Source organism: Vreelandella titanicae (genome assembly GCF_014697095.1).
GTDB classification, from domain to species: domain Bacteria; phylum Pseudomonadota; class Gammaproteobacteria; order Pseudomonadales; family Halomonadaceae; genus Vreelandella; species Vreelandella titanicae.
Genome location: NZ_CP059082.1, coordinates 3722885 through 3748336, shown reverse-complemented (window position 1 = coordinate 3748336; position 25452 = coordinate 3722885). Strand labels below are relative to the sequence as shown.

Below are 25452 nucleotides of genomic sequence, written 5' to 3'. Positions count from 1 at the left end.
ACGGCATGCTTGATTTTCTTGAAGTCGAGGAGTTTGTAGGCCGCCATTGGCACCGTTGGGCTTCCAGTGCGGCAAGTTACCCTGACCATCCCGAAGCCGCAGTGCGTCTTGAAACGCTGCGGCCCATGCTCGGCGTCTTTTTCCGCGCCGGAGGTGGCGAGGCGGGTATCGATGTTGCTGCTATTGCGGGGCGTAGTTCGTCGCATCGCTTATCCTTACGCCAAAGGCTTGGGCTTGATGAGGAGGTGCTAGATCAAGCACGCCGTGACGAAGAAAGCCTGTTGTTACCGCCACGCATTGCCTTGTTCGCCGAGGCTTCCTTGAACCGGGACCTCTACCTTTGGCTGGTAGCGTACCTGGCGGCGACCCAGCATGTGCACGTCGTCGAAGATCCGCTACAGCAAGACCTTCTCCAGCTGCGTGAAGTAAACCGGGCGACTCGGGCAGTGTTGGCCCATTTCCCTGGGCTCGCTCAGCGCCACGCCAGATTATGTCAGGCATTGCTGGCCATTCGCCCCCAGCGCAAGCGCTTGCCGCCGATGGAAGCAGCGCTTGAATCCGTTCTCTGTGCCCAGCTGGGAGAAACGCCGCCCGAGGCTGGCTGGGCCGAAGTGATGCATATCGCCATCCTCGACGAGACCCTGTCTTTGGACAATTTTCATGCGCCGCATGGATACCGGCCGCCACTTCCGGTGCCGCTATGGGGGCAAGCCGTTGCCCTGGGTACCCATAAGAAAGCACGAACCGAGCAGGAAGATGATGAGGCACCGGTCGCAGGGAAGAATTCACTACAAGATGATCATGGTAAACGTAAGGCTGACCGGCGCGAGCAGGATCAGGCCGACCGCGATGACTCTTTAATGCTCAATGCATCCGAAAAGATGCTTTCCTGGGCCGAAATGGTCAATCTCAATCGTCATGTAGAGGATGAAGACGATGATGAGGCCAAACAGGCGGCCGATCAGATTGATGAAATTGTGCTCAGTGCTAACCGTAAGAAGGCGGCTTCCAAGTTAAAGCTTGATCTTGATCTGGCGCCCGGTGAGGTGAGTGGGGGAAGGCTGCGTGGGCGCCATACCTATCCGGAATGGAATCATCGTAAGCAAATCTATATGCCTGACCACTGTGTGGTACTCAGCGATGTGCAGAGCGAGGAGGGGGAGAACTGGCAGCCGGATGAAACGACAAGACGGCGCATTCGCCGAGTCCGACGCGAGTTTGAAGCACTTAGGCCGCGTCGTGAGACGCTACGTGGCCAGCTGGATGGCAGCGAGCTGGATATGGACGCCGTCATTCGCTCCCGCTGTGATCTGGCGGCGACCGGTGAAGCCAGCGACCGTCTCTATCAAGCTAGCCGTACCCAGGCGAGGGATTTGGCGGTTTCGATCCTGATCGATGTATCCCTTTCCACTGAGGCCTGGCTGGAAGACCGGCGGGTGCTGGATGTGGCTAAAGAGGCGCTGCTGGTATTGGGACACGGCCTTGCGGGTTGCGGCGATGACTATGCTATTCACAGCTTTACCTCCCACCGTCGTCACCGTGTTTGGGTCAATACGCTGAAAAGTTTCGATGAGCCAATGGGTGAACGGGTGTCACGGCGGATCGCTGCGCTCAAACCAGGCCACTACACGCGTATGGGGCCCGCTATTCGGCACCTTTCCCAAGCGCTTGCCAAACGGCCCAATCGGCACCGGTTACTGCTACTTCTGACCGACGGTAAGCCTAACGATACCGACTATTATGAAGGGCGTTATGGTATAGAGGATACGCGCAAAGCCGTTCTTGAAGCGCGACGGGAAGAAGTGCGCGTGTTCGGGGTAACGATTGACCGGGAGGCGGGGCGCTATATTCCTCATCTGTTTGGGCGAGGTGGTTATGCCATTGTCCAGCATCCGGAGCATCTCGCCTTGGCGCTGCCGAGTATCTACCGCCAGATTGTTGCTTCCTAAGGAGGTTATCTATGGTGCGCTTGCGCTTCGTAGCGGCGATTAGTCTGTGGTCTTTGGTCGCTTTAGGGATAGTCGTGCCGCTGGTATGGCTTATCAATAACCGAGATTGGGGCGTGGCGCTGATGTTGCTGGTTCCCTTTATCGTTTATGGTTTGATGCGGTTGGGTCGGTCGCTGGAAGCCTGGGCAAACGCCGCGCAGCGGCCTTGAGGTACTGATTCCGCACTTCGCTAAATCCAATCCTGTGAGGCTACCCCACTAAATGAAAGCGACCGGCCAGGTAGCCCGCGGCAATCAGCGTTAACGTTAATAGTGTCAGGGCAATGAAAACTCCCTTCCAGGCTGGGGTCGCGGCGCGCAAGTTTAAATAGACCATGAGCACACAGTGGGCTTTGAACCCCGTCGCCATCATTATCATGGCGGCTGACCATAGGGGAAGCACCTGCCAGTCGGTGGTCTGATCTAGCCGAGCGGAAACCATGGAAACCAGGGTCAGCGCCATTAATACGCCCCAAGTAATCAGTAAACGTCGTGTACCGGGCAGTGCCCTCATTGTTTCCTCACAAAATTATCTGAGCAGATAAATCAGTGGATAAAGCAGGATCCAAATCAAGTCCACCATATGCCAGAAGGCTGCCGCCGTTTCTACGTTCTCGGTGGAGGTGCGCCAGCTCACTAAGCCTAGTAGCGCTAAGCCGAACACAACGTGAGCAAAATGGAAGGCGGTTAAACCATAGTAAAAACCAAAAAAAACGTTCGTTTCTGGCGTTATTCCAGCGGCAAACTTACTTGTATACTCAAAAACCTTAATGAGACAGAACAGTAGGCCCAACAGTATAGCGGCGCCTAACCACTGTCGGCTGCGCTGTATGCGCTTAGCGCTTATCGCCTCAACGGCAAAGGCTACAAAAAGCCCACTGGTCAAGAGCACCAGGGTATTGAGGCCGCCCAGCACCGGGTCAAGCTGATGTTGGGATTCATTGAATAGTGCAGGGTCAAGGGCGCGTTGACCGGCATAGAGCGCAAAGAAGGCGGTGAAAACCAGCATTTCGCTCAGTATCAATACCCACATCAGTGGATTGCCAGGTAGCGCTGAAAGCGGCCCCCAGCCGGGATTGGGCAGGTCGTGCCTCATTAATACTCCACTCGGTAAGCGTTGTGCCGAGGTATCAGGGCTCATTAGTTTTCGTCAATATATTAAGTGCATTTTAAATACATGTTAATTTTGGTGCAATATTTCTTTTATTTGACACGCGTCACTACCCAGCGCCACGGCAACGCTTAGCATCAGTGGCCTAGTGTTTGCCGATGATGCCTTTACTTCGGAGTGACTGTTATGTCATTGCTGTCTTTACCTTTTTCCATGCCCTCTTTTTCAATTTCCCCTCCTATAACGCCTAGCCATTTGATACGTCTCCTTGATCCACGGGTACCGTTTACAATTAAGCAACGTATAGTCGAGCCTTTACTCAACCGTACTTTTGCTATGCCGCTTGCTGAGGGGGAATTCGATGCTTTGGAAGGTCGGCGCATTAGTCTCACCATCGCCGATTTAGGTGTGACGCTAAGTCTGACGCTTGAATCCCAGCGCTTGATATTATGTCGCGAGAAAGGCGAGGCAACCATTCGGGGAGGTTGGCGGGAATTCTTGTGCCTTGCCACGCGCCGCGAAGATCCCGACAGCCTGTTTTTCCAGCGTCGCTTAATCATTGAAGGGGATACAGAGCTGGGGTTGACGCTCAAAAATCTACTTGACGGTTGCGAGGAAGGCCTTGCACAAGGGCGTGTGGGGGAACTGTTGTTGGGGCTGGAGCGTTTGGTACGTAAAGAGTGACCCAGGCTTCTGAAATGTTCACAAGCGGCCTCGGGATATCCCGAGGCCGCCCATTATTACGCTGCGTCGAGGGGGCGCGAGGGGCCAAAGTGCTCAAAGTGTCGGCGATCCTCGTCGACACCCAGTTCGGACAAAGCGCTGTTAATCGCCGTCATGAATCCTTGGGGGCCGACGAAATAGCAGCGCGCCTTAAGATCAGGCAGGTAGTGAGCTAATAAGCTGTGGTCGATACGACCAATATGTTCGGCTTCGTTGCCGCGCTCATGAATACGGACAGCCTTAAGACGTTGAGGATACTCGCTCTTCAGCGCTTCTAATTCGCCTTTAAAGGCCTGGTGGTCGGCGTCCAGGGCAGCGTGTAGATAGGTGACTTGCCGCCCAAGGGACAAGGCATGTCTTGCCATGGGGAGCAGGGGCGTTTGCCCAACGCCGCCGCTGGCAAGCAGCAGAGGTTCGTCACCTTCAATCAGCGTGAGGTCACCTGCTGGTGGTAACAGTTCCAAGGTGTCGCCGGGTTGTAAGACATCGTGGAAGTGGCGGCTGACTTGGCCCTGTTCTTCGCGTTTGATCGAGATTCGATAGCTTTGGCCATTTGGCGTGTCTGAGAGGCTGTAATGCCGATAAACCAGCTCGCCATTAATGGTTAGACGTACACCGATATACTGACCTGGCTCATGGTCAGCCACACGTCCTCCATCCTCGGGCTCAAGGATAAAAGAGCGAATTACAGCACTTTCCTGATGGGTACTGGCAATCTTGAAACGGCGTGTGCCGCGCCATCCCCCCGGGCGCTGCTCAAACTCACGATAGCGCTGGTCTTCGAGGTCAATTAACAGGGCGGCAAGCTCGTTATATAGAGCGCCCCACGCATCGGCGATTTCCGGGGTGACGGCGTCACCCAGCACTTCGCCAATCGCTGCCAGCAGGCATTCACCGACAATAGGGTACTGCTCGGGAAGAATCCCTAGCGAGACGTGTTTACTGACCACAATATCCAGAGTAGCACGCGCCTGAGCTGGATTACTGCGTAGTTGCACATAGGCCAACACGGCGTTGGCCAGGGCACGGGGCTGACCACCGCTTTGCTGATGAACCTCATTAAAGAGCGGCTTAACCTCTGGGTAACGGGTAAACATCAGCGGATAGAAGCGCTGCGTAATCGCATTCAGGTGTTCGGCCACGACGGGAGCGGTCGCGTTGATCAGCTTTTCTTGCTCATGTGTTAGCACGGATAATACCTCAAGCGTTAAGATTCATTACAAATGCATCTTAACGCCAAAAGCGATAAATACCAACCATGCAGGGGCTCTGTTGAGGAGAGGGGCTGCCAGCCATTTGAACAACAAGGCCTGAACACAATGCAAAAGCGCCTGTCATTGATCGGCGATGAAGCTTATCTGAGCCTATAAGATGCATTTTTGATACTTGTCATGGTTTTTGCTATTGGCCTGGCGCACAATGCAAATCCAAGTAATTCAGTGGGGTATTATGCTATGTCGACTATCACCTCCTCCCAACCTGCCTCCAAACTCAAGCAACTGCCGTTGTTACGGCTGGCTTTTCGGCCCTTTTTCCTGTTGGCCGCGCTGTTCAGTATTTTATCTCTACTGGTATGGCTGGGCTTTTGGCATGGCAATATTTTGCTGCGCCCTTATGGCGGCCTGGTGTTCTGGCATCAGCATGAAATGTTGTTTGGTTTTGCCGCAGCAGTGATCGGAGGGTTTTTGCTTACCGCTGTACGAAACTGGACAGGCTTGCCGAGCTTAAACGGCGGGCCGCTATTGGGACTGGTGGTGTTATGGCTATTGGGTAGAGTGCTGATGGCTTTTCCCATGGATTTGCCAGGATGGCTGCTGCTGGCGGTTGACCTTGCATTTCTTCCAGTGGTCGCCATTACTATGGCGCGTCTGGTTATTACCGCAAAGCGTTGGCGCAACTTGATCTTTATACCTGTGCTGTTGCTGTTTGCCACGGCTAACCTGGCGATGCACTTAGGGGTGATGCAGGGTGACGCCGAGCTGATCCGCCAAGCCGCCTACTTGGCCGTACTGTTAATCACACTGATGATGACCGTAGTGGGCGGACGTGTGATTGCCATGTTCACTGCCAATCGTTTGGGCCGCACCAAACCTGAACCTATTGCTTTGCTCGAAGGAGTGACGCTGGTGAGTACGGCTGGCGTAGTCGTGCTGCAGCTGGTCATCATGTTGGGGGTTGCCATTCCTGCTTTATTAATGGGGGGAGTGATGCTCTTAGCGGCGTTGGCCAACACTGTTCGCATGGCGCGTTGGGGTGGGTTGCATAGCTGGCGTGAACCTTTACTTTGGGGGCTGCACGGCAGCTACGCCTGCATTCCGCTAGGGCTTGTCATGTGGGTCTTGGCACTCATGGGGCTGATGCGCGTTGAACTTGCCGTGCACGCCCTGACCATTGGTGGCATGGGCACCATGATGCTGGCCATGATGGCCAGAGTTTCGCTAGGTCATACGGGCCGCCCCATACGCACTTTGCCCGGTATTGGTGTGGCGCTGGGCTTAATGCTAATAGCCGCCTTGGTGCGCTCACCCGTCTTGGCGTTATTTCCCCAGATCACCCACTGGACCTATACGCTGAGCATCATCTTCTGGTGCGTTGCCTACGCAATATTCGTCGTGCACTACACTTGGCCGTTGATGCAGGCGCGAGTCGATGATCAGGATGGCTGAACGAATAATAGATGGCGCCTGCATCCGTCCAGATGCAGGCGTATTAAAACCATTGAGGTATTCAAACGCTCATTAGCGATCAGCCAGGGTGACCCGGGCACCGCCAAAGGCAAGACTGCGTGGGTTAGCCACTGGACGGTTGTTGGTGAGGCGGGTAATGCCTACCCCGCAACGGCCCACCATCCAGATCAGGCAGGCTGTAAAATAGAGGTAGCCTAGAGCCCAGGGGGCTACGGCGGGTAGCCCGATCCAGCCCAGTAGATGCCAAATGGCAGTGAACAACACCCCGCCTAATAGCCCTAACCAAAACGTTCTAATCTGAAACTGCAAATGGGAAGCGACCCACTCCTCGGCATCGTTTCTTTTCATGTGGGCAATGAGTACCCCTATGGGGGCGGTGACCACCGCTAATACGCTACCCAGAAAGAGCATATAGACAACGATAGCCGCGCCACGCCCGCGGCTTTTCTTAAACGTATTAGAGGAAGTCGACGTTGAAGTGGCCGCGGAGTGAGATGCGGAGGGCATGGATGATGGGGAGATAGCCATAGAAAACCTCATTCGGCAAAGTGGGAATCATTAATAGCGCGTTAAAATGCATTTTTAATGCATTTATTGTAGAGCAACTATGCAGAATTTCCTTAGCTGAAATTAATAGGGTTGTTTCTAGTGATCGTCAGACATTGACGGTGGGGATACGCATTAGTCCTGCCAACTGCGGGTAACGATTGGACAACACATCTGCCAAAGTATAGCGGTCAAGCACCTCCAGAAACGCTGACAAGGCTTCGTTTAGAATGGGCTGGAGCCGACACGAGGGAGTAATGATGCAGTTGTTATCGCTATGAAAGCACTCGACTAGCTCCATGCCATGTTCCATTTCGCGCACGAGTTTACCCAGCACGATAGTAGCGGGGTCTCGCGTGAGCAATAGGCCACCGTTCTTGCCCCGAATAGCGGTAACGTAGTTCTTCTGGCTAAGCTCCTGAACGACTTTCATCAGGTGATTGCGAGAAATATCAAAGGTCTCTGCGATCTCATTGATAGTAGAACGCTCTTCGCCTTTCACGGCGAGGAAGATCAACACGCGTATTGAATAATCGGTGAATCGAGTGAGATGCATGGAGTGTGCTTTGCTCCGAGAGTAATCCAACTGTAAAAGAAACATGTTGTATGAACGTTCAGTAAGTTGCAATCAGAACATGGGGGTACTAATGCTGACCTGAGTCAAGAAGGAAAGCGTTATTGCCTTAGCTCAAGCTGGTCAAAATACGGTTTCAAACGGCTTACCAGCGCATTCATCTGAGCTGTAGATGGAGTATTGGCAACTGGCTGAGAATAGGTGGGATCGAAGCATTGCTCGCTGCGGGCCACCTGCAGCGCATAGTGGCGTACCCCACAGTCGGCAAGACTCAGTGCCAGGCGTTCCACATCGGTAAGCTGAAAATCTTTCCAGTGAATGGTGGTACGGCACTCGAAATTGAGTCCGCTGTCGAGCAAAGCCCCCAAGCTACGGGCATGCAACTGCCAGATGCCGGGACGGCCGCAGATGCGGTCAAACTCTTTTCCGCGTCCTTTTACATCCAGCCCCACCCAGTCAAGGTGCGGTAATAGCTGGGTGAGGCGGTCAGGATAAGGGCCGGCGGTATGTAGTCCCACCTTAAAGCCCAATGCTTTCACTTCCTTTACTGCATCGGACAAACCGGCATTCAGGGTGGGCTCACCACCGCTGAAAACCACCGCTTCCAGCAGGCCTTGCCTGGTGCTCAGGAATTCCCGTATCGCTTGCCACTCCTGGGGTTCACCTCGGCGCGACGGGATCATGTTGGGATTGTGGCAGTAGCCGCAGCGTAGCGGGCAGCCTTGGAGAAAGACAACACACGCCAGATGATCGGGATAATCCAGTGTGGTCATGGGCACAAGGCCGGCAATCGGCAGCCGAACCGAAGATAATTTAGTTGTGATGTCGTCAAGTGTCGTCTGCATAGCCATAGTGATATCCCCCTGCTGGGGCGCCTGTCGCCAGACCCCCCAGCTGTCGTTAGAGAAAAGTGAGGGCTAGCTACCGAGAGGCGGCGGCTTCAGTAAAATGGCGTCGCTCCTGGTGTTCGGCACGTTTGCCGATATTGAACTGACTTACCGGGCGGTGGTAGCCCATGACGCGGGTCCAGACTTCGCAGCGCTGGCGCTGCTCAGTGGGCAAGCTAGCATATTGAGAGGTTTGCATTAGCGTGTTCCTTAAACGAGTTGAGAAAAAGTGAGGCAAATGCCTCAAGCCGTGGCGGCGTCGATTGCGCTCGCCGTTTTTGCCCAAAGTGCTTCGTCGCACTTGGGGCAGAACTCATGTTCACCCGACAGGTAGCCATGCACCGGGCAGATCGAAAAGGTGGGTGTGACTGTGAGGTAGGGTAAGCGAAAGTGAGAGAGCGCCGTTTTAACCAGCTTGCGACAGGCGGAGGCCGAGGTAATCCGTTCGCGCATATAGAGATGCAATACCGTGCCACCGGTGTAGCGAGTCTGTAAGGGGTCTTGATGGCTCAGTGCCTCAAAGGGATCATCGGTATGACCCACCGGCAATTGACTAGAATTGGAGTAGTAGGGCGCCTCGGGTGTACCGGCTTGAAGAATGTCAGGAAAGCGCGTCAGATCCTCCCGGGCAAAGCGGTGAGTGGTGCCCTCTGCCGGGGTGGCTTCAAGGTTATACATGTGGCCGGTCTGTTCTTGAAATTCGCGCATCCGCTCCCGAACGTGGTCAAGAAGATCCAGTGCCAGCTGTAGCCCTTGGGCGTCGGCGATATCGCAGCGATCCCCAGTAAAGTTGCGCACCATTTCGTTGAGCCCATTCACACCCAGAGTAGAGAAATGATTGCGTAACGTGCCCAGGTAGCGCTGGGTAAAGGGGTAGAGCCCCTGATCCATTAGTTGCTGAATGCGCTCGCGCTTGAGTTCGAGGCTATCGCGCCCGAGCGACAGAAGGCGATCCAGCTCGCTGAACAGCCCTGCCCGGTCGCCGGCAAAGCGGTAACCTAACCGGGCACAGTTGATCGTCACTACTCCCAACGATCCGGTTTGCTCCGCACTGCCGAACAGACCGTTGCCGCGTTTGAGCAGTTCACTCAAATCAAGCTGCAGGCGGCAGCACATGGAACGCACCATGTGGGGTTCCAGATCCGAATTGAGAAAGTTTTGAAAGTAGGGCAGTCCGTACTTGGCGGTCAGTGCGAAGAGCCGCTCGGCGTTGTCGCTTTCCCAGTCGAAATCATGGGTGATGTTATAAGTGGGTATCGGGAAGGTGAACACACGCCCGTGGCGATCCCCGGCCTCCATCACTTCCAAATAGGCCCGGTTGATCAAGTCCATTTCAACCTGCAGTTCGCCGTAACTGAATGGCTGCTCCTCTTCGCCGATAACCGGTACCTGATGGCGCAAGTCGTCGGGGCAGACCCAGTCGAAGGTTAGGTTGGTGAAGGGCGTCTGGCTACCCCAGCGCGAAGGTACATTTAGGTTGTAGATGAATTCCTGAAGCGCCTGCTTAACCTGCGCGTAGGTCAGGCCGTCCTTGCGCACGTAGGGTGCCAGATAGGTATCGAAAGAGCTGAAGGCTTGTGCCCCGGCCCACTCGTTCTGCAAGGTGCCAAGAAAATTAACCATTTGCCCCAGGGCACTTGAAAGGTGGCGGGGCGGGTGGCTTTCGGCTCGTCCCGGCACCCCATTAAATCCCTCTAGAAGCAAAGTACGCAGCGACCAGCCGGCGCAATAGCCGCACAGCATATCCAGGTCGTGAATATGCAAATCACCTTCTCTATGAGCTTCCCCCACGGCGTGGGGGTAAATCTCATCGAGCCAGTAGTTGGCTATCAACTTGCCCGAGACGTTGAGGATTAAACCGCCCAATGAATAGCCCTGGTTGGCATTGGCGTGAACACGCCAGTCGGCGCGTTGGAGGTACTCATTGACCGTCGAAGCGACGTCAATATGATGCTTTGCTACCTGAACGCTTGTGGAGCTTTTCACCCAATTCACCTATATATGATAGATTTAATAAAAATAAATACTATATGTGGTGTTAAAGGGTAGGCGTTCAGGATTTTGCAATAAATGACCCAGGTCAAAAATGGTGGGGAAAAATAGTAAGGCGTGGTGGCGCCTAGGCTATTGTTTTAGCCGGTCATCGTGCGGGTGTTATCCATACCTGGTCGGCCGTACCAGTAACCGTCGCAGATTTCAGCATCCACCAGCGTCAAAGGATCGGGCGTAGGTAACCTGCCGTGGCGGGCCTGGTCGAAAGCCTTGACCACCTCGGCCATGCCTTCCGCCCGTGGGCTGAGACGTGCCACTGATACCCCCATATCCGCCATGACCGTAAGTTCATGGCGTAGATCCTGACAGGCGCTGGAAAGGGTTTGAATACCGTTCAGGGTGAAAACATCGCGAGACTCTTGTGAACGCAGCACTAGGCCTTCGGGGTATTTTTGACAGACAAACTTGCAGCGATCCTTAGGTGTTTGATGGCGCCGGGCGGTAAAACAGCGTGACGACCAAGCTAAAGGGAGATGACCGTAGGCGAATACTTCGCATGGGTGGGAAATGCCTTCCTGGTGGCAATCGTGAATAAGCTTGGCTAAGTCTTGCTGTGACATTTCCACCGGCGCTTGCCAACGCTGCATGCCGGCACGGGCCATAACGCCCAGTGTCGCCGGGTTGTAGAGGTTGAGCGCAGCACCGGCGATGAACGGCAGTCCGGCACTGGAGAGTCGTTGCAGGGCGCTTTGGTCATTGGCCTCGACGATAAAATCACCGTTGTCACACAGCTTGCGCAAGTCACGCAGGTCGGCTTCGGACTCGATCAAGGTCTGGCTGGCGAGTACTACCTGCTTGCCCGCCTGGGTGAGCTCGCGCCCAATGCCTAGCCAGTCGTCCAGTTTCATATCGCGACGCCGCGAGCAGACGGTTTCGCCCAGGGTAATAATCTCTACCGGCCAGTCGGCCGCCTCGCGGTAGAAGTCGGCGTAGCGTTGCCGAGTCCAGTAAAAAAGCACCGGCCCGAGGGAGAGTTGAAGAGGGCCGGTTGATAAGGTCGGTGATAGGGGAGGTGTAGTGTTCGGCATAGTAGGCTCCTATTTCCAGCGGCGCTCGTAGGCGCCTAGGGTAGTGATGGCACCTTCGGAAAGCTCGGCAAGGCCTGCCATCCAGGCGGGTTCTGGATCAAAGCGCTCAGGCTGAGCCTCTAGGCGGTTGAGCGCCTGACGCCAGATCCCGGCCACTTTAGAGACATAGGCGGGGCTGCGCTGACGACCTTCAATTTTGACGGCGCTAATACCCAGGTCGCGTAGCTCCGGCAATAGCTCCAGGGTATTGAGGCTGGTGGGTTCCTCGATGGCGTGATAGGTCTCGCCCGCCACCTCGAAGCGACCCTTGCATAGGGTGGGGTAGCCCGCGCTCTCGCCTTCGGCGTAGCGGTCGATAAGAACATTGTTGAGGCGCGACTCTAAGCCCTCTGGCGTTTCTTCCCAGCGGACATGAGCCGCTGGCGAGCAGACGCCCCGGGTATTGGGCGATTCGCCGGTCAGGTAGGAGGAGAGATAGCAGCGTCCTTCGGCCATGATGCACAGGCTGCCGAAAGCGAACACCTCCAGTTCTACCGGTGTTTGCTTGGCCAGGTCGCGTACCTGAGTGATTGACAGCACCCGTGGAAGTACGGCGCGCTTGATGCCGAAATGCTGGTGGTAAAAGCGTAGCGCTTCATGGCTGGTCGCCGAACCCTGCACTGAAAGGTGCCGCGAGATCTCGGGGTGATGACGAGTAGCGTAGTCGAGCAGTCCCATATCGGCGAGAATCAGCGCATCCACGCCCAGTTCGGCGGCCTGATCCACGGCCCGAGTCCAGTGTTCCCAGCCATCGGGCTGGGGATAGGTATTAATGGCGCAAAAAACGCGTTTGCCATGTCGGTGGGCGTAATCGATCCCCTCGCGGGCACGTTTGTCGGTAAAGTTTAGCCCGGCGAATTGCCGTGCGTTGGTGATGTTCTGGAAACCGAAATAGACAGCGTCGGCACCTTCATCTACAGCGCGCTTTAGGGCGGGCAGGTTGCCAGCGGGACATACAAGCTCCATAGCGAGACTCCTTGCGGGAAAAGTCCGAGCATTTTAGTCACCTATTTTTTGTCGGCTTTTGACACAGGTCATATCGGGGTGGCTTTCAAAAGAGGATAACGCTGCAGAGTAGGCAAGCTGGATGCAGGCAGTTTTTAAAACGTATATTGTATGAATATTAACCAATGCTTGCTGCACCCACTTCCAGAGTTCCATTTCAGAGACCTCTTTTAGAGCCCCTTTTCAGAGACCTACTTCGATCATGCAAGATGAACTGCTCTTCAATCGCCCCCTGGTAGAGAAATATGACCGCCCAGGCCCGCGGTACACTTCTTATCCCACTGCACCCCAGTTTCATGCCGCGTTTGCCGAGGATGATTACCGTAGCGCCGCCGAGCGCAGTAATCGGGTCGCAGTACCCAAGCCGCTTTCGGTCTATGTGCATATCCCGTTCTGCAAAAGCCTGTGCTACTACTGCGCCTGCAACAAAATCATTACTCATAATACCGAGCGAGCCGCCGAATACCTCCAGTGGTTAAAACAGGAGATACGTGTTCAGGGAGCGCTGTTCGATACCACCCGCCAAATGACCCAACTGCACCTGGGCGGCGGCACCCCAACCTACTTAAGCAACGCCCAGCTAAGCGAACTGATGGCGGCGCTGGACGAAGCCTTTCACTTCGCCGCACCTGAAGAGCGTGAATTCTCGCTGGAGGTAGACCCTCGCACCGTGACGCCCGAACAGGTGTACGAGCTCTACGCGCTGGGCTTCAATCGGTTGAGCTTCGGGGTTCAGGATTTCGATCACGACGTGCAGCAAGCGGTCAATCGCGTCCAGAGCGAAGAGCAGGTGGTATCCCTGGTCAAGGCTGCCCGCGAGGCGGGGTTTGAATCGGTCAGCGTTGACCTGATCTACGGTTTACCGCTGCAGACAGTGGCGAGTTTCGATACGACGCTAACCAAGATTATTGACCTGCAACCGGATCGCATTGCCGCTTATAGCTACGCCCATCTGCCCGAACTGTTTAAAGCTCAGCGGCTAATTCGCCCCGAAGACATGCCGCCACCCGAGCGCAAGCTGGAGCTGCTGGAGCTTACGATTAACCGCCTGACGTCTGCAGGATATGTCTACATAGGCATGGATCACTTCGCCCTTCCGAATGACGAGCTGAGCCTGGCCCGTGAAAATGGCACTCTGCAGCGCAATTTTCAGGGCTACTCTACCCACGCCGACTGCGACATGATTGGGCTGGGCATTACTTCGATTGGCAAGGTGGGCGATACCTACAGCCAAAACGTCAAGGAAACTGCCCAGTATCAGCATCGTTTGGATGAAGGGCGTTTACCGGTCTTCCGTGGCTATCGCCTTAGCGATGACGACCGCCTGCGCCGCGATGTCATTAATACCCTGATGTGTCACGGCCGACTTGAATTTTCCGCTATTGAAGCCCGGCACAATGTCGATTTTCGCAGCTACTTCGCGAGTGCCTTGGCGAGCCTCGAAGAGATGGCGGACGACGGGTTAATTGCTTTGCGCGACCATGACATCGAGGTGCTGCCTGCAGGGAGGTTAATGATCCGCAACCTGGCCATGGCGTTCGACGCCTACCTGAAACCAACGGAAAACCGTTATTCGCGCACGGTGTAATTTCAACAGCGCCAACCGTCTATTCCTTTACGTTGGCCGCTCTATCACCTTGGGGGTAGATAGGGTGTATATGGAGGTAATCACGCAGTAATTCGCTTGTCGATCACGCAGAATCCACTCCATGGAACCCGCACTGTCGGGTATGCAAATTTCCGAGGAGCCTGGAGATCGACCATGAGTCACTTCATAGATCGGCTGAATTTCTTCCGCAAGTCCCGCGAGCCTTTTGCCAACGAACACGGTGAGCTACGCAGCGAATCCCGCCAGTGGGAAGATAGTTATCGTGCCCGCTGGCAGCACGACAAAGTAGTACGCAGTACCCACGGGGTGAACTGCACCGGCTCCTGTAGCTGGAAGATCTACGTTAAGAACGGTTTAGTTACCTGGGAAACCCAGCAGACTGACTACCCCCGTACCCGTCCCGACCTGCCTAACCATGAGCCGCGTGGCTGCCCCCGCGGCGCCAGCTACTCCTGGTATCTGTACAGCGCCAACCGCCTCAAGTACCCGTTGATCCGCAAGCCGTTGCTGGCGCTATGGCGCGAAGCGCTCAAGGCTAACCCAGATCCGGTCGACGCCTGGGCGTCTATTGTCGAAGACCCCGCCAAGACCGAACAGTACAAGCGTGCTCGCGGCATGGGCGGCTTCGTTCGCGGTAACTGGGACGAGCTCAACGAGCTGGTCGCTGCTTCTAACGTTTACACCGCCAAGCAGTACGGCCCCGACCGTATTCTCGGCTTCTCGCCGATTCCTGCCATGTCCATGGTCAGTTACGCCGCAGGTAGTCGCTACCTCTCGCTGATTGGTGGCGTCTGCATGAGCTTCTACGACTGGTACTGCGATTTGCCGCCGGCGTCACCGATGACCTGGGGCGAGCAGACCGACGTACCTGAGTCCGCTGACTGGTACAACTCCGGCTACATCATCGCCTGGGGCTCCAACGTGCCCCAGACGCGTACCCCGGATGCCCACTTCTTTACCGAAGTACGTTACAAGGGCACCAAGACGGTTTCGATCACTCCGGATTATGCCGAAGTCTCCAAACTCACCGACGAATGGCTGTCCGCCAAACAGGGCACCGATGCCGCCCTGGCGATGGCCATGGGCCATGTCATCCTCAAAGAGTTCCACCTCGATAACCCGAGTGCTTACTTCACTGACTATGTACGCCGCTATACTGACATGCCGTTCCTGGTGGAACTGGAAGTGCGTGAAGATGGCAGCTTCGCACCGGGCCGCCAACTGCGTGCGAGTGATTTTGATGCTGCCCTGGGCCAGGAAAACAATCCCGAGTGGAAAACCGTTGCCTGGGACGAAACCCGTGACCAGCTGGTGGTGCCACGCGGTTCCATCGGTTTTCGCTGGGGCGAAACCGGCGACGAAGTGGGCAAGTGGAACCTGGAATCGCTGGACGCCGCAGGCGCTGAAATCAAGCCGTTACTCAGCTTGGTCAACCACCACGATAGCGTCGCTCGCGTGGCGTTCCCTTACTTCGGTGGCATCGAGCACGAGCACTTTGAGCACGTAAAAGGGGCCGGCGTCGGCGCCGCCGATGACCTACTGTTCCACAATTTGCCCGCCAAACGCTTGAAGAGAGCCGATGGCAGCGAAATGCTGGCGGTCACCGTTTTTGATCTGATGTGTGCCAACTACGGTATCGACCGTGGCTTTGTCGGCGACGGCGAAGATGATGGCGCGACCTCGTTTGATCAGATTCGCCCCTATACCCCCGCGTGGCAGGAGAAAATCACCGGTGTCCCTGCAGAGCAGTGCACCCGCATTGCCCGTGAATTTGCCGACAACGCCCATAAAACCAACGGCCGTAGCATGATCATCGTTGGTGCCGGTATGAACCACTGGTACCACATGGATATGAACTACCGCGGCCTGATTAACATGCTGGTCATGTGTGGTTGTATCGGTCAGAGCGGTGGCGGCTGGGCCCACTACGTTGGTCAGGAAAAACTGCGTCCGCAGACTGGCTGGACGCCTTTGGCCTTTGGCCTCGACTGGCAGCGCCCGCCGCGCCATATGAACTCTACTTCCTTCTTCTATAGTCACTCCTCCCAGTGGCGCTACGAGAAGCTCGAGATTAAAGAAATTCTTTCGCCGTTGGCCAAGGCCGAGGATTACCCCGGTAGCCTGATTGACTTTAACGTGCGTGCTGAGCGCATGGGCTGGCTGCCGTCAGCACCTCAACTGGACACTAACCCGCTACGCCTAGCGAAAAAAGCCGAAGCCGCGGGTATGTCCACTGCCGACTATGCCGTTCAGCAGCTCAAGAGCGGTGAACTGCGCTTTGCCGCGGAAGACCCGGATGCACCAGAGAACTTCCCGCGTAATATGTTCATCTGGCGCTCCAACCTGCTGGGTAGTTCCGGTAAGGGCCATGAGTACATGCTCAAGTACCTGCTGGGTACTCGCCACGGTATTCAGGGTAAAGATCTGGGCGACTTCGGCGGCCAGAAGCCCGAAGAAGTGGTATGGCGTGACGAGGCGCCGGAAGGCAAGCTCGACCTGCTGGTGACGCTGGATTTCCGCATGTCCACCACCTGCCTCTACTCGGATATCGTGCTGCCGACGGCGACCTGGTATGAGAAGGACGACCTTAACACTTCTGATATGCACCCCTTTATTCACCCCTTGACTGCCGCCACCGACCCGGCCTGGGAATCGCGCAGCGACTGGGATATTTACAAGGGTATTGCCAAAGCGTTTTCCAAGGTGTGTGTAGGCCACCTGGGAGAAGAGACCGACCTGGTCACGCTGCCGATGCAGCACGACTCGCCAGGAGAGTTGGCCCAGCCGGCGGTGATGGATTGGAAGAAGGGCGAATGCGCGCCGATTCCCGGCAAGACCATGCCATCGCTGATTGAGGTCAAGCGCAACTATCCCGAAACCTATGAGCGCTTCACTTCTGTTGGGCCGCTGCTGGAAAGCATTGGTAACGGCGGCAAGGGTATCGCTTGGAATACCGATGCTGAAGTCGAGCTGCTAGGCAAACTCAACCATCGCAAGCTGGATGGCCCGCATAAAGGGCGTCCGTTGATCGACAGCGCTATCGATGCCGCCGAGATGATTCTGACCCTGGCACCGGAAACCAACGGCGCCGTGGCAGTTAAAGCGTGGGATGCACTCTCCAAAATTACCGGGCGTGATCATACTCACCTTGCGAGGCCTAAGTTTGATGAGAAAATTCGCTTTCGCGATGTCGTCGCCCAGCCGCGCAAGATTATCTCCAGCCCGACCTGGTCCGGCCTCGAGGATGAGCATGTCTCCTATAACGCCGGTTACACCAACGTTCACGAGCTGATTCCCTGGCGCACCGTGAGTGGCCGTCAGCAGTTCTATCAGGATCACGCCTGGATGCGCGCTTTCGGCGAAAGCCTGCTGGTCTATCGTCCGCCTATCGATACCAAGGCGGCCAAAGGCTTCCAGCTTCCCGCCGACAACGGCTTCAAGAGCAAGGCGCTGAACTTTCTCACGCCGCACCAGAAGTGGGGCATCCACTCCACTTACTCGGACAACCTGCTGATGTTGACGCTTAACCGAGGCGGCCCGGTGGTGTGGCTCTCCGAGGCGGACGCGGCTGAGATCGATATCGAGGACAACGACTGGATCGAGGTCTACAACGCCAACGGCTCGATTGCCGCGCGGGCAGTGGTCAGCCAGCGGGTCAAAGCGGGCATGGTGATGATGTACCACGCCCAGGAGCGCAACGTGAACGTCCCTGGCTCTGAGGTCACCGGTACGCGGGGCGGTATTCACAACTCGGTCACCCGTGTCTGCCCCAAGCCAACCCATATGATCGGCGGCTACGCGCAGCTCTCTTACAGTTTTAACTACTACGGCACCGTCGGCTCAAATCGCGATGAGTTCGTGTTAGTGCGCAAGATGAAACACGTTGACTGGCTGGATGGTGAAGGCAATGACAGTGTTCAGAAGAACAGTGCTCAGGAGGCCGTGAAATGAAAATTCGTTCCCAGGTAGGCATGGTTCTCAACCTTGATAAGTGTATTGGTTGCCACACCTGTTCAGTGACCTGCAAAAATGTCTGGACCAGTCGCGAAGGTATGGAGTACGCCTGGTTCAACAATGTCGAGACCAAGCCCGGTATCGGCTATCCCAAAGAGTGGGAGAACCAGGCCAAGTGGAAGGGCGGCTGGATGCGCCGTAACGATGGTCGGATTGAACCGCGTATTGGTGGCAAATGGCGGGTGCTGGCGAACATTTTCGCCAACCCCGACCTGCCCGAGATGGATGACTACTATGAGCCGTTCACTTTCGACTACCAACACCTGCATACCGCCAAGATCGGTGAGCACCAGCCGGTGGCGCGTCCGCGCTCGCTGATTTCCGGTCAGCGTATGAAAAAGATCGAATGGGGCCCGAACTGGGAAGAGATTCTTGGCACCGAGTTCGCCAAGCGGCGCAAAGACGCCAACTTCGACAAGGTGCAGGCAGATATTTACGGCCAGTTCGAAAACACCTTCATGATGTATCTGCCGCGCCTGTGCGAGCACTGCTTGAACCCAACCTGTGTAGCGGCTTGCCCCAGTGGTGCGATCTACAAGCGGGAAGAGGACGGTATCGTTCTAATCGACCAGGACAAGTGCCGTGGCTGGCGTATGTGTATCTCTGGCTGCCCCTACAAGAAGATCTACTACAACTGGAAAAGCGGTAAGTCCGAGAAGTGTATTTTCTGCTACCCGCGTATCGAGGCCGGTCAGCCGACCATCTGCTCCGAGACCTGTGTGGGCCGCATTCGCTATCTCGGCGTGCTGCTGTATGACGCTGATCGGATCGAGGAAGTGGCAAGCTCCCCTGACGAGCGTGATCTCTACCACCGCCAGTGCGAGATTTTCCTAGATCCCAACGATCCGGAAGTGATTGCCCAGGCCAAGCGGGATGGCATCCAGGATAACGTCATCAAAGCCGCCCAGGCCTCACCGGTTTACAAGATGGCTATCGACTGGGGATTGGCGCTGCCGCTGCACCCGGAATACCGCACGCTGCCGATGGTGTGGTACGTGCCGCCGCTGTCGCCGATTCAGTCCGCCGCTGAGGCGGGGCATGTAGAGTTCGATGGCATCCTGCCCAAGATCGAATCACTGCGTATCCCGGTGAAGTACCTGGCTAACCTGTTGACAGCCGGTGAAGAGGAGCCCGTAGTATTGGCACTCAAGCGCTTGATGGCGATGCGTGTCTACATGCGCAGCAAGCACGTGGATGGCGCCCCTAATGCCGAGGTGCTCGACGCCGTAGGTCTGAGCGTAGCCCAGGTGGAAGAAATGTACCGCTACCTGGCCATTGCCAACTACGAGGATCGTTTCGTGATCCCCACCAGCCATCGTGAGATGGCAACCGAAGCTTTCCCCGAGCGGGGTGGATGTGGCTTTACCTTTGGTGATGGTTGCCACGGTGAGAGCCAGCCCAACCTATTTAACGGCCGTAAGCAGACCAGCGTTTTGGTAAAACCGGTAGAGGTCTTCGACCCGCAGCCACAACTTGAGGAGTCTCGTCATGACTGAAGCCGCTACCCAAGCGCCGACCCCGGTAGAGCCGTCGTTCGAACCGCTACAGGGTATGCGTAGCCTACGCGTACTGGCCCGCCTGCTCGATTACCCGACCCAGGAACTGCAGGATGCCAGCGGTGAACTCATCGAAATTCTCAATGCCGAGCGCCGCCTGGGGGCGGCTCTCAAATCGTCGCTAATGGAGTGGTGTCAGCGTCTCCAAGAGGGCGACCTGCTTGAGCTGCAGGCCGAGTACGTCGCCATGTTCGATAAGGGGCGGGCCACGTCGCTGCTGCTATTCGAGCACGTTCACGGTGAATCACGTGACCGTGGCCAGGCCATGGTGGACCTCATGGCCGAATACAGCGCGGCCGGTTTTGAGCTGGATGCCCGTGAACTGCCCGATCATCTACCGGTGTTTCTTGAATATCTTTCGCTGTGCGATGAAGCCGAGATCGGCCGCTGGTTGGGCGAAATACGCCATATTCTGGCGTTGCTGACGGCACGGCTGGAGGAGCGGGGGGCGGATCACGCGCTGGTACCGTTTTCACTATTGGCGTTAATCGGCGCCGAGGGTGATGTCGAAGAGCATCGGCCCCAGGTCAAGAAAGAAGTGCCTGATAACACCCCCGAAGCCTTGGACGCCGTATGGGAAGAAGAAGCGGTGCGTTTCTCGGCAACCTCTGACGAAGATTGCGCGCTGCAGTCTGCCGAAGGGCGTCGCTTGGCCGAGCGCAAACACACCGTTCAGAGCCAGCCGGTACGCATTATGCCTGCTCCGTCTTTAAATGCCTCTTCCGCTCCTTCCGCCGATCGTTAATAGGAGAATCACCATGTATGACGCGATTGCGCATTACTTAACCCATCTGATCTACGGTTACTACCCCTATCTCGCGGGCACGGTGTTTCTGCTTGGCAGCCTGCTCCGTTTTGATCATGGTCAGTACACCTGGAAGACCGGTTCTAGCCAGATGCTCTCTTCAAAGAATATGCGCCTGGGCAGCAACCTGTTTCATATCGGTATTATCGTGATTTTCTTCGGCCATCTGGTGGGCATGCTCACACCGCACTGGGTCTATGAACCGTTCCTGCACGCCGGTACTAAACAGCTAGTGGCTATCGTGGTGGGCGGTATTGCCGGTGCCATGTGCGTGGTGGGCGGCGCCATGTTGCTCTATCGTCGCCTGGCCAACCCACGCGTAAAGGCGTCGTCGAGCATGATGGATACCTTGATTCTGGGCTTGATCGTCTTACAGGCGTGCCTGGGTATGGTGACCATCATCTTCTCGTTGGGCCATATGGACGGCGAGATGATGCTGACACTCTCCAGCTGGGCGCAGTCGATTGTCTTCTTCAGCGGCGGTGCGGCGGACTACATGCAGGAAGTGTCATGGATCTACAAACTGCATATCTTTATCGGCTTAACCATCATCCTGCTGTTCCCGTTTTCGCGGCTGGTGCATGTGTGGAGCGCGCCGTTCGGCTATGTAACCCGGCGCTATCAGCTTGTCCGCCGTCGTGGCTAAAAACTGGCTTGTGCTCGGCCAGGCCTAGAGGAGAAATAACATGCAGATGATTGATATCGAACAGCTACCTGGGGGCGTCGCTGCGCCTCCGGTACGTGTCGGTGACACCCCTATCGATGAAGCAACGATTGCGTTGGAGATGCAGTACCACCCCGCCGAAACGTCGGGGGAGGCCCAGCTTCAGGCGGCCCGCGCCCTGGTGGTCAGGGAACTGCTGCGCCAGCGAGCCAACGTCCTGGGCCTATTGTCGAGGCAGGAAACTAACGAAGCACAGGAAGATGCGGCGATTGCTGCCTTGCTCGAACAGGAGCTTGAGGTGCCGGAACCGGGGGAAACAGATTGCCAGCGCTTTTTTGACACCCACCGCGAGCGCTTCAGCGAACCAGTGCAGTTACGCGTTAGGCATATCCTGCTCGCGGCCGCACCCGATGACTCCCAGGGCCGCGACGACGCTTACCAGCTTGGTGAAAAGCTACTCGAACAGCTTAAGCAGATACCCGAACGGTTTGCCGAATTTGCTCAACACCACTCCGCGTGCCCTTCAAAAGAGCTGGATGGTGATTTGGGCTGGCTGGTGTCAGGGCAGACTGTTCCGGAGTTGGATCGCGCTTTGCAGCACTTACCCGAAGGTCTACACGAGCGCCCCTTGGCGTCTCGCTATGGCTGGCATGTGGTGAGTATTGACGAGCGGCGAGACGGTAGGGCGTTACCTTTCGATCAAGTGATTGACCGGGTGCGCCATAGCCTACGGGAACAGGCAACTCGACGTGCGCTGCGTCACTATTTGCTGGCGTTAGAGAGCGAAATAGGCGTCGAAGGGATTGTTCTGGATGACGATGCTGGCGGCAGCTTGATGCAATAGCTTGAAGCAATAGCAAAGCTAATAGGAGAGGCTTGATGTCCCATGTTCCTGTAGATGCTCTTTTCACTCCGCTCGGCATCGCGGTGCTAACGGTTTCCGATACCCGTGGTTTCGACGAGGATGGTAGCGGTGACCTGCTGGTTGAACATCTGAGCGAAAGCGGCCATATCCTGGTCGAGAGGCGCATCGTTTCTGATGATATCTACCAGGTTCGTGCCGTGGTCTCGGATTGGATTGCTCGAACGGATGTCCACGCGATTCTGGTTAATGGCGGCACTGGCTTTACCTCCCGGGATACCACTCCCGAGGCGTTGATACCGCTGTTCGACAAAGCGATTGAGGGGTATGGCGAGCTGTTCCGCCACTACTCCCTGAAAACAATCGGCACAGCGACGATCCAGTCTCGCGCCGTAGCGGGGGTGGCCAACCGAACGCTGATATTTGCGATGCCCGGTTCGCCCAAAGCGTGTGCCTTGGCGTGGGACAGGATTATTGCTTTGCAGCTGGACTCCCGCACTCGGCCCTGCAACTTCGCCGCCATGGTGCTGCCTTCAGCGACCCCGTGTAGTGGACGTCACACAGCGACTTCTTCCAATGAGGTGGAGCGCTTATGAACTGTCACTGCGCAGAAATAGTCACGCCCGGCTTGTTAGATCTGTTTGATGCGCGCCAACGGCTTATCGACGCAGCCACGCCCATTAATGCAGTAGAAACCATCACCCTAGAACAATCGACAGGGCGAGTGCTGGCAGAAACGCTGGTCGCTCCTCTCGATATGCCGGGCGTGGACAATAGTGCTATGGATGGTTACGCGCTGTGTCTGGCTGATTACCAAGCGGCACCTCGCGGCGCAGGCTTACCCATTCTCCAACGCGTACCAGCTGGCGCAGGCGTCATGCTGCTACCGGAAGGAGGCTGCGCGCGTATTTTTACCGGCGCGCCGGTGCCCATGGGGGCAGATATTGTGGTGCCTCAAGAGCGGGTGACTCTTGATCCGCGCGGGCATATACACCTCGAGGGTAGCTTGGTGCTAGGCGCTAACATTCGTCGCCAAGGCGAGGAGACTCGCATAGGCACCCCGCTGCTCGCTGCGGGTAAGCTTCTTGATGCCGCGTCGATTGCGCTGCTGGCAAGCCATGGAATCAATGCCGTGACTGTCAAACGGCGTCTGAGGGTGGCGCTGCTTTCCACCGGCGATGAGCTGATTGCCCCAGGTACAGTGCGATCACCGGGACAGGTATACGACAGCAACCGCGCCATGCTTAACGCACTGCTAGCGCAAGCTCAGTGCGACGTGCTGGATTTGGGCATCATCGCTGATTCACCGCAGTCATTGCATCAGGCCTTTGAGCACGCACAAACCGTTGCGGATGTGGTGATGTGCACCGGAGGCGTTTCGGTAGGCGAGGAGGATCATGTACGCCCAGTGATCGAGCAGCGCGGTGGCTTACATTTTCATGGTGTCGCCATGAAGCCAGGGAAGCCCTTTGCGTTCGGTTATCTGGGCGCGGAGCCTGCCTCTTCCACACCGTTAATGGCGCTGCCGGGTAATCCTGTGGCCTCCCTGGTGGGCTGGCAGCTGCTGGCGCTGCCGTTTATCCATGCCATGCAAGGTAGAGCCGTAGCGGCTCTACAGCGTTATCCGGTAAAAGCGGGCTTTTCTCAGCGTGGCCCCCAGGGGCGCTGCGAGCTACTACGGGTGGTGATGGATTGGTCACAGGGGGCTCCCGTGGCGCAGCTAGCGGGCGGGCAGGGCTCACATATGCTCAGCGCGGCTAGCCAGGCCCATGGTTATTTAATGATTAACCCCGCCACGGAGGTAACTGAAGGGGCCACCTATCACTATTACCCCATCAATCAGTTCGCCGCTTGAACAGTTTTTCCTATCGTGGCCACTGACCTCGTTTTTTTCATAGGAGAGGGTATGTCTTCACAACACAAACCCCGCACACTGATTTATGCCTGCTCCGGCTGCTCTGATGTGGCGCAACTTGCCAATAGCGTTGCCCTGCGTCTTGACCATGCAGGAGAGGCAGAAATGTCCTGCATTGCTGGTGTGGGCGGTGGTGTGCCCGGTCTGGTGCGCATTGCCCGCTCCGGGCGCCCTATTGTAGCCATTGACGGGTGCCAGATGCACTGCGCCAGCCACTGTCTCGCCAAAGCGGATGTGATACCCACAGAGCACGTAAAGCTATATGAAAACGGCCTGCGCAAGCGGCGGGGCCAGTTTTATGATGAGCAAACAATCATCGACGTCACCGCAGAAGTAAAAGAACTCATTGCACGGCTGCCCGTTAATGCCAATACCCAAGAGGAACCCATGGAATGAGTGCGCTAGTCGATGGGTATGGCCGTACGGTGCGTTACCTGCGTATATCGGTAACTGATCGTTGTGATTTTCGCTGTGTGTACTGCATGGCTGAGGAAATGACCTTTCTGCCACGCGCCCAACTGCTTACCCTTGAGGAGATAGCCGCGCTTTCACAGGCATTTGTCGAGCTGGGCGTGGAGAAAATCCGTCTAACTGGCGGTGAGCCGCTGGTACGCCAGGGCGTACTCACGCTAGTGCAAAAACTCGGTGCATTGGAAGGTCTGCGCGAGCTGGCGATGACCACCAACGGCTCAGGGTTGGTCAAGCATGCCAATGCTTTGCGGCAAGGCGGGCTACATCGGCTCAATATTAGCCTCGACTCGCTCAAGCCCGAACGCTTTAAAGCATTAACCCGGACGGGGGATCTTGATCAGGTGATCGCGGGTATCCGTGCAGCGCGCCGCGCTGGCTTTCAGTCGATTAAGCTCAACGCCGTATTGCTCAAGGGGCGCAATGACGACGAAATTATCGACTTGGTAAACTTTGCCCGGGATGAACAAGTCGATATAAGCTTTATTGAGGAGATGCCGCTGGGCGCTATCAGCGAGCATAACCGTGGTGAAACCTTTCTTTCCACCGATGCGGTACGCGAGACCATAGAAAACCACTATCAACTCTTACCCACCACCGAGACCACCCTAGGGCCATCCCGTTATTACCGCATGGTAGACAGCCAGTCGAGGATTGGCTTTATTTCTCCCCATAGCCACAATTTCTGCGCTGCCTGTAATCGTGTTCGGGTGACGGCTGAAGGGCGACTACTCCTTTGCTTGGGCAATGAGCACTCGGTAGATTTACGCGCCGTAATGCGACGTTATCCGGGTGATACCCAGCGGCTTAAATCGAGCATTGTGGAGGCAATGAAGAAAAAACCTGAGCGCCATCACTTCACGACGGATGGTGAAGTTCAAATAGTGAGGTTTATGAATGCAACAGGCGGGTAATACGAT

The 25452-nt window shown here is 56.1% G+C and carries 24 protein-coding genes; 14 read left to right on the top strand and 10 right to left on the bottom strand.

Translation table 11 applies throughout. The annotated features are described in order from the left end of the window. Positions 1-5: 5 nt before the first annotated feature. Both HZS52_RS17355 and HZS52_RS17350 read left to right on the top strand, forming a co-directional pair. Positions 6-1949, top strand: coding sequence for a nitric oxide reductase activation protein NorD (locus HZS52_RS17355; RefSeq protein WP_190373234.1), 1944 nt, complete (start codon positions 6-8; stop codon positions 1947-1949). Positions 1950-1960: 11 nt separating this feature from the next. After that, complete coding sequence (locus HZS52_RS17350; RefSeq protein WP_022523544.1) at positions 1961-2158, top strand: hypothetical protein; 198 nt, start codon at positions 1961-1963, stop codon at positions 2156-2158. 40 nt (positions 2159-2198) lie between these two features. Here HZS52_RS17350 and HZS52_RS17345 read toward each other — a convergent pair whose 3' ends face one another. Together HZS52_RS17345 and HZS52_RS17340 are read right to left on the bottom strand one after the other, a co-directional pair. Continuing rightward, positions 2199-2501, bottom strand: a complete 303-nt coding sequence (locus HZS52_RS17345; protein WP_027959377.1) for a cytochrome C oxidase subunit IV family protein — start codon at positions 2499-2501, stop codon at positions 2199-2201. Between the two features lie 15 nt (positions 2502-2516). After that, entirely contained in the window at positions 2517-3128 is a 612-nt protein-coding gene (locus HZS52_RS17340) for a cytochrome c oxidase subunit 3 family protein (RefSeq protein WP_223827951.1), read from the bottom strand. A gap of 156 nt (positions 3129-3284) precedes the next feature. Here HZS52_RS17340 and ubiT point away from each other — a divergent pair, with 156 nt between their 5' ends. Beyond that, the gene (ubiT, locus tag HZS52_RS17335) at positions 3285-3782 is read left to right on the top strand and encodes a ubiquinone anaerobic biosynthesis accessory factor UbiT (protein WP_022523541.1); all 498 of its coding nucleotides are present in this window, start codon (positions 3285-3287) and stop codon (positions 3780-3782) included. A gap of 56 nt (positions 3783-3838) precedes the next feature. Here ubiT and hmpA read toward each other — a convergent pair whose 3' ends face one another. Next, positions 3839-5011, bottom strand: coding sequence for an NO-inducible flavohemoprotein (gene hmpA / locus HZS52_RS17330; RefSeq protein ID WP_141441130.1), 1173 nt, complete (start codon positions 5009-5011; stop codon positions 3839-3841). A 264-nt stretch (positions 5012-5275) separates the two neighbouring features. Between hmpA and HZS52_RS17325 the strand changes: the two genes are divergently transcribed. Continuing rightward, positions 5276-6487: an NnrS family protein gene (locus tag HZS52_RS17325; RefSeq protein WP_190373233.1), complete on the top strand. Its 1212-nt coding sequence runs from the start codon at positions 5276-5278 to the stop codon at positions 6485-6487. 72 nt (positions 6488-6559) lie between these two features. On the opposite strand, the gene HZS52_RS17320 is transcribed toward HZS52_RS17325, so the two are convergent. The 7 genes from HZS52_RS17320 to ubiU form a co-directional block, all read right to left on the bottom strand. Beyond that, a complete protein-coding gene (locus tag HZS52_RS17320; protein WP_022523539.1) occupies positions 6560-7036 on the bottom strand; it encodes a DUF4870 family protein in 477 nt (158 codons plus the stop codon). Positions 7037-7163: 127 nt separating this feature from the next. Then, positions 7164-7610 carry an Rrf2 family transcriptional regulator gene (locus HZS52_RS17315; protein WP_022523538.1) on the bottom strand — a complete coding sequence of 149 codons (447 nt, stop codon included), beginning with the start codon at positions 7608-7610 and terminating at the stop codon, positions 7164-7166. Positions 7611-7729: 119 nt separating this feature from the next. Continuing rightward, a complete protein-coding gene (locus tag HZS52_RS17310) occupies positions 7730-8479 on the bottom strand; it encodes an anaerobic ribonucleoside-triphosphate reductase activating protein (RefSeq protein WP_190373232.1) in 750 nt (249 codons plus the stop codon). Positions 8480-8549: 70 nt separating this feature from the next. Next, entirely contained in the window at positions 8550-8714 is a 165-nt protein-coding gene (nrdD, locus tag HZS52_RS24665; protein WP_027959384.1) for an anaerobic ribonucleoside-triphosphate reductase, read from the bottom strand. Between the two features lie 44 nt (positions 8715-8758). After that, a complete protein-coding gene (locus tag HZS52_RS17300) occupies positions 8759-10510 on the bottom strand; it encodes a ribonucleoside triphosphate reductase (RefSeq protein ID WP_190373231.1) in 1752 nt (583 codons plus the stop codon). 137 nt (positions 10511-10647) lie between these two features. Further along, positions 10648-11595 (bottom strand): U32 family peptidase, encoded by a 948-nt coding sequence (locus tag HZS52_RS17295; RefSeq protein ID WP_190373230.1) that lies wholly within the window; start codon positions 11593-11595, stop codon positions 10648-10650. A gap of 9 nt (positions 11596-11604) precedes the next feature. Then, entirely contained in the window at positions 11605-12600 is a 996-nt protein-coding gene (gene ubiU / locus HZS52_RS17290) for a ubiquinone anaerobic biosynthesis protein UbiU (protein WP_190373229.1), read from the bottom strand. A 241-nt stretch (positions 12601-12841) separates the two neighbouring features. On the opposite strand from ubiU, the gene hemN reads away from it, so the two are divergent. The 10 genes from hemN to moaA all read left to right on the top strand — a co-directional run bounded on the left by hemN (position 12842) and on the right by moaA (position 25446). Next, the gene (gene hemN, locus HZS52_RS17285) at positions 12842-14227 is read left to right on the top strand and encodes an oxygen-independent coproporphyrinogen III oxidase (RefSeq protein ID WP_190373228.1); all 1386 of its coding nucleotides are present in this window, start codon (positions 12842-12844) and stop codon (positions 14225-14227) included. 174 nt (positions 14228-14401) lie between these two features. Next, positions 14402-18199 carry a nitrate reductase subunit alpha gene (locus HZS52_RS17280; protein WP_190373227.1) on the top strand — a complete coding sequence of 1266 codons (3798 nt, stop codon included), beginning with the start codon at positions 14402-14404 and terminating at the stop codon, positions 18197-18199. Then, positions 18196-19758 (top strand): nitrate reductase subunit beta, encoded by a 1563-nt coding sequence (narH, locus tag HZS52_RS17275; RefSeq protein ID WP_190373226.1) that lies wholly within the window; start codon positions 18196-18198, stop codon positions 19756-19758. The genes HZS52_RS17280 and narH overlap by 4 nt, the downstream gene beginning before the upstream one ends. Then, positions 19751-20563: a nitrate reductase molybdenum cofactor assembly chaperone gene (gene narJ, locus HZS52_RS17270; RefSeq protein ID WP_190373225.1), complete on the top strand. Its 813-nt coding sequence runs from the start codon at positions 19751-19753 to the stop codon at positions 20561-20563. The genes narH and narJ overlap by 8 nt, the downstream gene beginning before the upstream one ends. Before the next feature lie 13 nt (positions 20564-20576). Continuing rightward, entirely contained in the window at positions 20577-21269 is a 693-nt protein-coding gene (gene narI, locus HZS52_RS17265; RefSeq protein WP_039858452.1) for a respiratory nitrate reductase subunit gamma, read from the top strand. A gap of 40 nt (positions 21270-21309) precedes the next feature. Next, positions 21310-22131 carry a peptidylprolyl isomerase gene (locus HZS52_RS17260; RefSeq protein ID WP_027959391.1) on the top strand — a complete coding sequence of 274 codons (822 nt, stop codon included), beginning with the start codon at positions 21310-21312 and terminating at the stop codon, positions 22129-22131. A gap of 35 nt (positions 22132-22166) precedes the next feature. Next, a complete protein-coding gene (gene moaB / locus HZS52_RS17255; RefSeq protein ID WP_190373224.1) occupies positions 22167-22745 on the top strand; it encodes a molybdenum cofactor biosynthesis protein B in 579 nt (192 codons plus the stop codon). Continuing rightward, positions 22742-24004: a molybdopterin molybdotransferase MoeA gene (locus HZS52_RS17250; protein WP_190373223.1), complete on the top strand. Its 1263-nt coding sequence runs from the start codon at positions 22742-22744 to the stop codon at positions 24002-24004. Before moaB ends, HZS52_RS17250 begins: the two co-directional genes overlap by 4 nt. A gap of 51 nt (positions 24005-24055) precedes the next feature. Next, positions 24056-24460: a putative zinc-binding protein gene (locus HZS52_RS17245; protein ID WP_009286657.1), complete on the top strand. Its 405-nt coding sequence runs from the start codon at positions 24056-24058 to the stop codon at positions 24458-24460. After that, on the top strand, positions 24457-25446 hold the full coding sequence (gene moaA, locus HZS52_RS17240) for a GTP 3',8-cyclase MoaA (RefSeq protein WP_190373222.1): 990 nt from the start codon (positions 24457-24459) through the stop codon (positions 25444-25446). The genes HZS52_RS17245 and moaA overlap by 4 nt, the downstream gene beginning before the upstream one ends. Positions 25447-25452: the final 6 nt, after the last annotated feature.

Bases quoted from the DNA above. Each gene is read 5' to 3' on its own strand.
- HZS52_RS17260 (WP_027959391.1), top strand. From the start codon at position 21,310: ATGCAGATGATTGATATCGAACAGCTACCTGGGGGCGTCGCTGCGCCT.
- nrdD (WP_027959384.1), bottom strand. From the start codon at position 8,714: ATGCAAACCTCTCAATATGCTAGCTTGCCCACTGAGCAGCGCCAGCGC.
- narH (WP_190373226.1), top strand. From the start codon at position 18,196: ATGAAAATTCGTTCCCAGGTAGGCATGGTTCTCAACCTTGATAAGTGT.
- HZS52_RS17350 (WP_022523544.1), top strand. From the start codon at position 1,961: ATGGTGCGCTTGCGCTTCGTAGCGGCGATTAGTCTGTGGTCTTTGGTC.
- HZS52_RS17310 (WP_190373232.1), bottom strand. From the start codon at position 8,479: ATGGCTATGCAGACGACACTTGACGACATCACAACTAAATTATCTTCG.
- HZS52_RS17325 (WP_190373233.1), top strand. From the start codon at position 5,276: ATGTCGACTATCACCTCCTCCCAACCTGCCTCCAAACTCAAGCAACTG.
- HZS52_RS17315 (WP_022523538.1), bottom strand. From the start codon at position 7,610: ATGCATCTCACTCGATTCACCGATTATTCAATACGCGTGTTGATCTTC.
- moaB (WP_190373224.1), top strand. From the start codon at position 22,167: ATGTCCCATGTTCCTGTAGATGCTCTTTTCACTCCGCTCGGCATCGCG.
- HZS52_RS17345 (WP_027959377.1), bottom strand. From the start codon at position 2,501: ATGAGGGCACTGCCCGGTACACGACGTTTACTGATTACTTGGGGCGTA.
- moaA (WP_190373222.1), top strand. From the start codon at position 24,457: ATGAGTGCGCTAGTCGATGGGTATGGCCGTACGGTGCGTTACCTGCGT.
- HZS52_RS17295 (WP_190373230.1), bottom strand. From the start codon at position 11,595: ATGCCGAACACTACACCTCCCCTATCACCGACCTTATCAACCGGCCCT.
- HZS52_RS17320 (WP_022523539.1), bottom strand. From the start codon at position 7,036: ATGGCTATCTCCCCATCATCCATGCCCTCCGCATCTCACTCCGCGGCC.
- hemN (WP_190373228.1), top strand. From the start codon at position 12,842: ATGCAAGATGAACTGCTCTTCAATCGCCCCCTGGTAGAGAAATATGAC.
- HZS52_RS17355 (WP_190373234.1), top strand. From the start codon at position 6: ATGCTTGATTTTCTTGAAGTCGAGGAGTTTGTAGGCCGCCATTGGCAC.
- HZS52_RS17245 (WP_009286657.1), top strand. From the start codon at position 24,056: ATGTCTTCACAACACAAACCCCGCACACTGATTTATGCCTGCTCCGGC.
- ubiT (WP_022523541.1), top strand. From the start codon at position 3,285: ATGTCATTGCTGTCTTTACCTTTTTCCATGCCCTCTTTTTCAATTTCC.
- narI (WP_039858452.1), top strand. From the start codon at position 20,577: ATGTATGACGCGATTGCGCATTACTTAACCCATCTGATCTACGGTTAC.
- HZS52_RS17280 (WP_190373227.1), top strand. From the start codon at position 14,402: ATGAGTCACTTCATAGATCGGCTGAATTTCTTCCGCAAGTCCCGCGAG.
- narJ (WP_190373225.1), top strand. From the start codon at position 19,751: ATGACTGAAGCCGCTACCCAAGCGCCGACCCCGGTAGAGCCGTCGTTC.
- HZS52_RS17250 (WP_190373223.1), top strand. From the start codon at position 22,742: ATGAACTGTCACTGCGCAGAAATAGTCACGCCCGGCTTGTTAGATCTG.
- HZS52_RS17340 (WP_223827951.1), bottom strand. From the start codon at position 3,128: ATGAGCCCTGATACCTCGGCACAACGCTTACCGAGTGGAGTATTAATG.
- ubiU (WP_190373229.1), bottom strand. From the start codon at position 12,600: ATGGAGCTTGTATGTCCCGCTGGCAACCTGCCCGCCCTAAAGCGCGCT.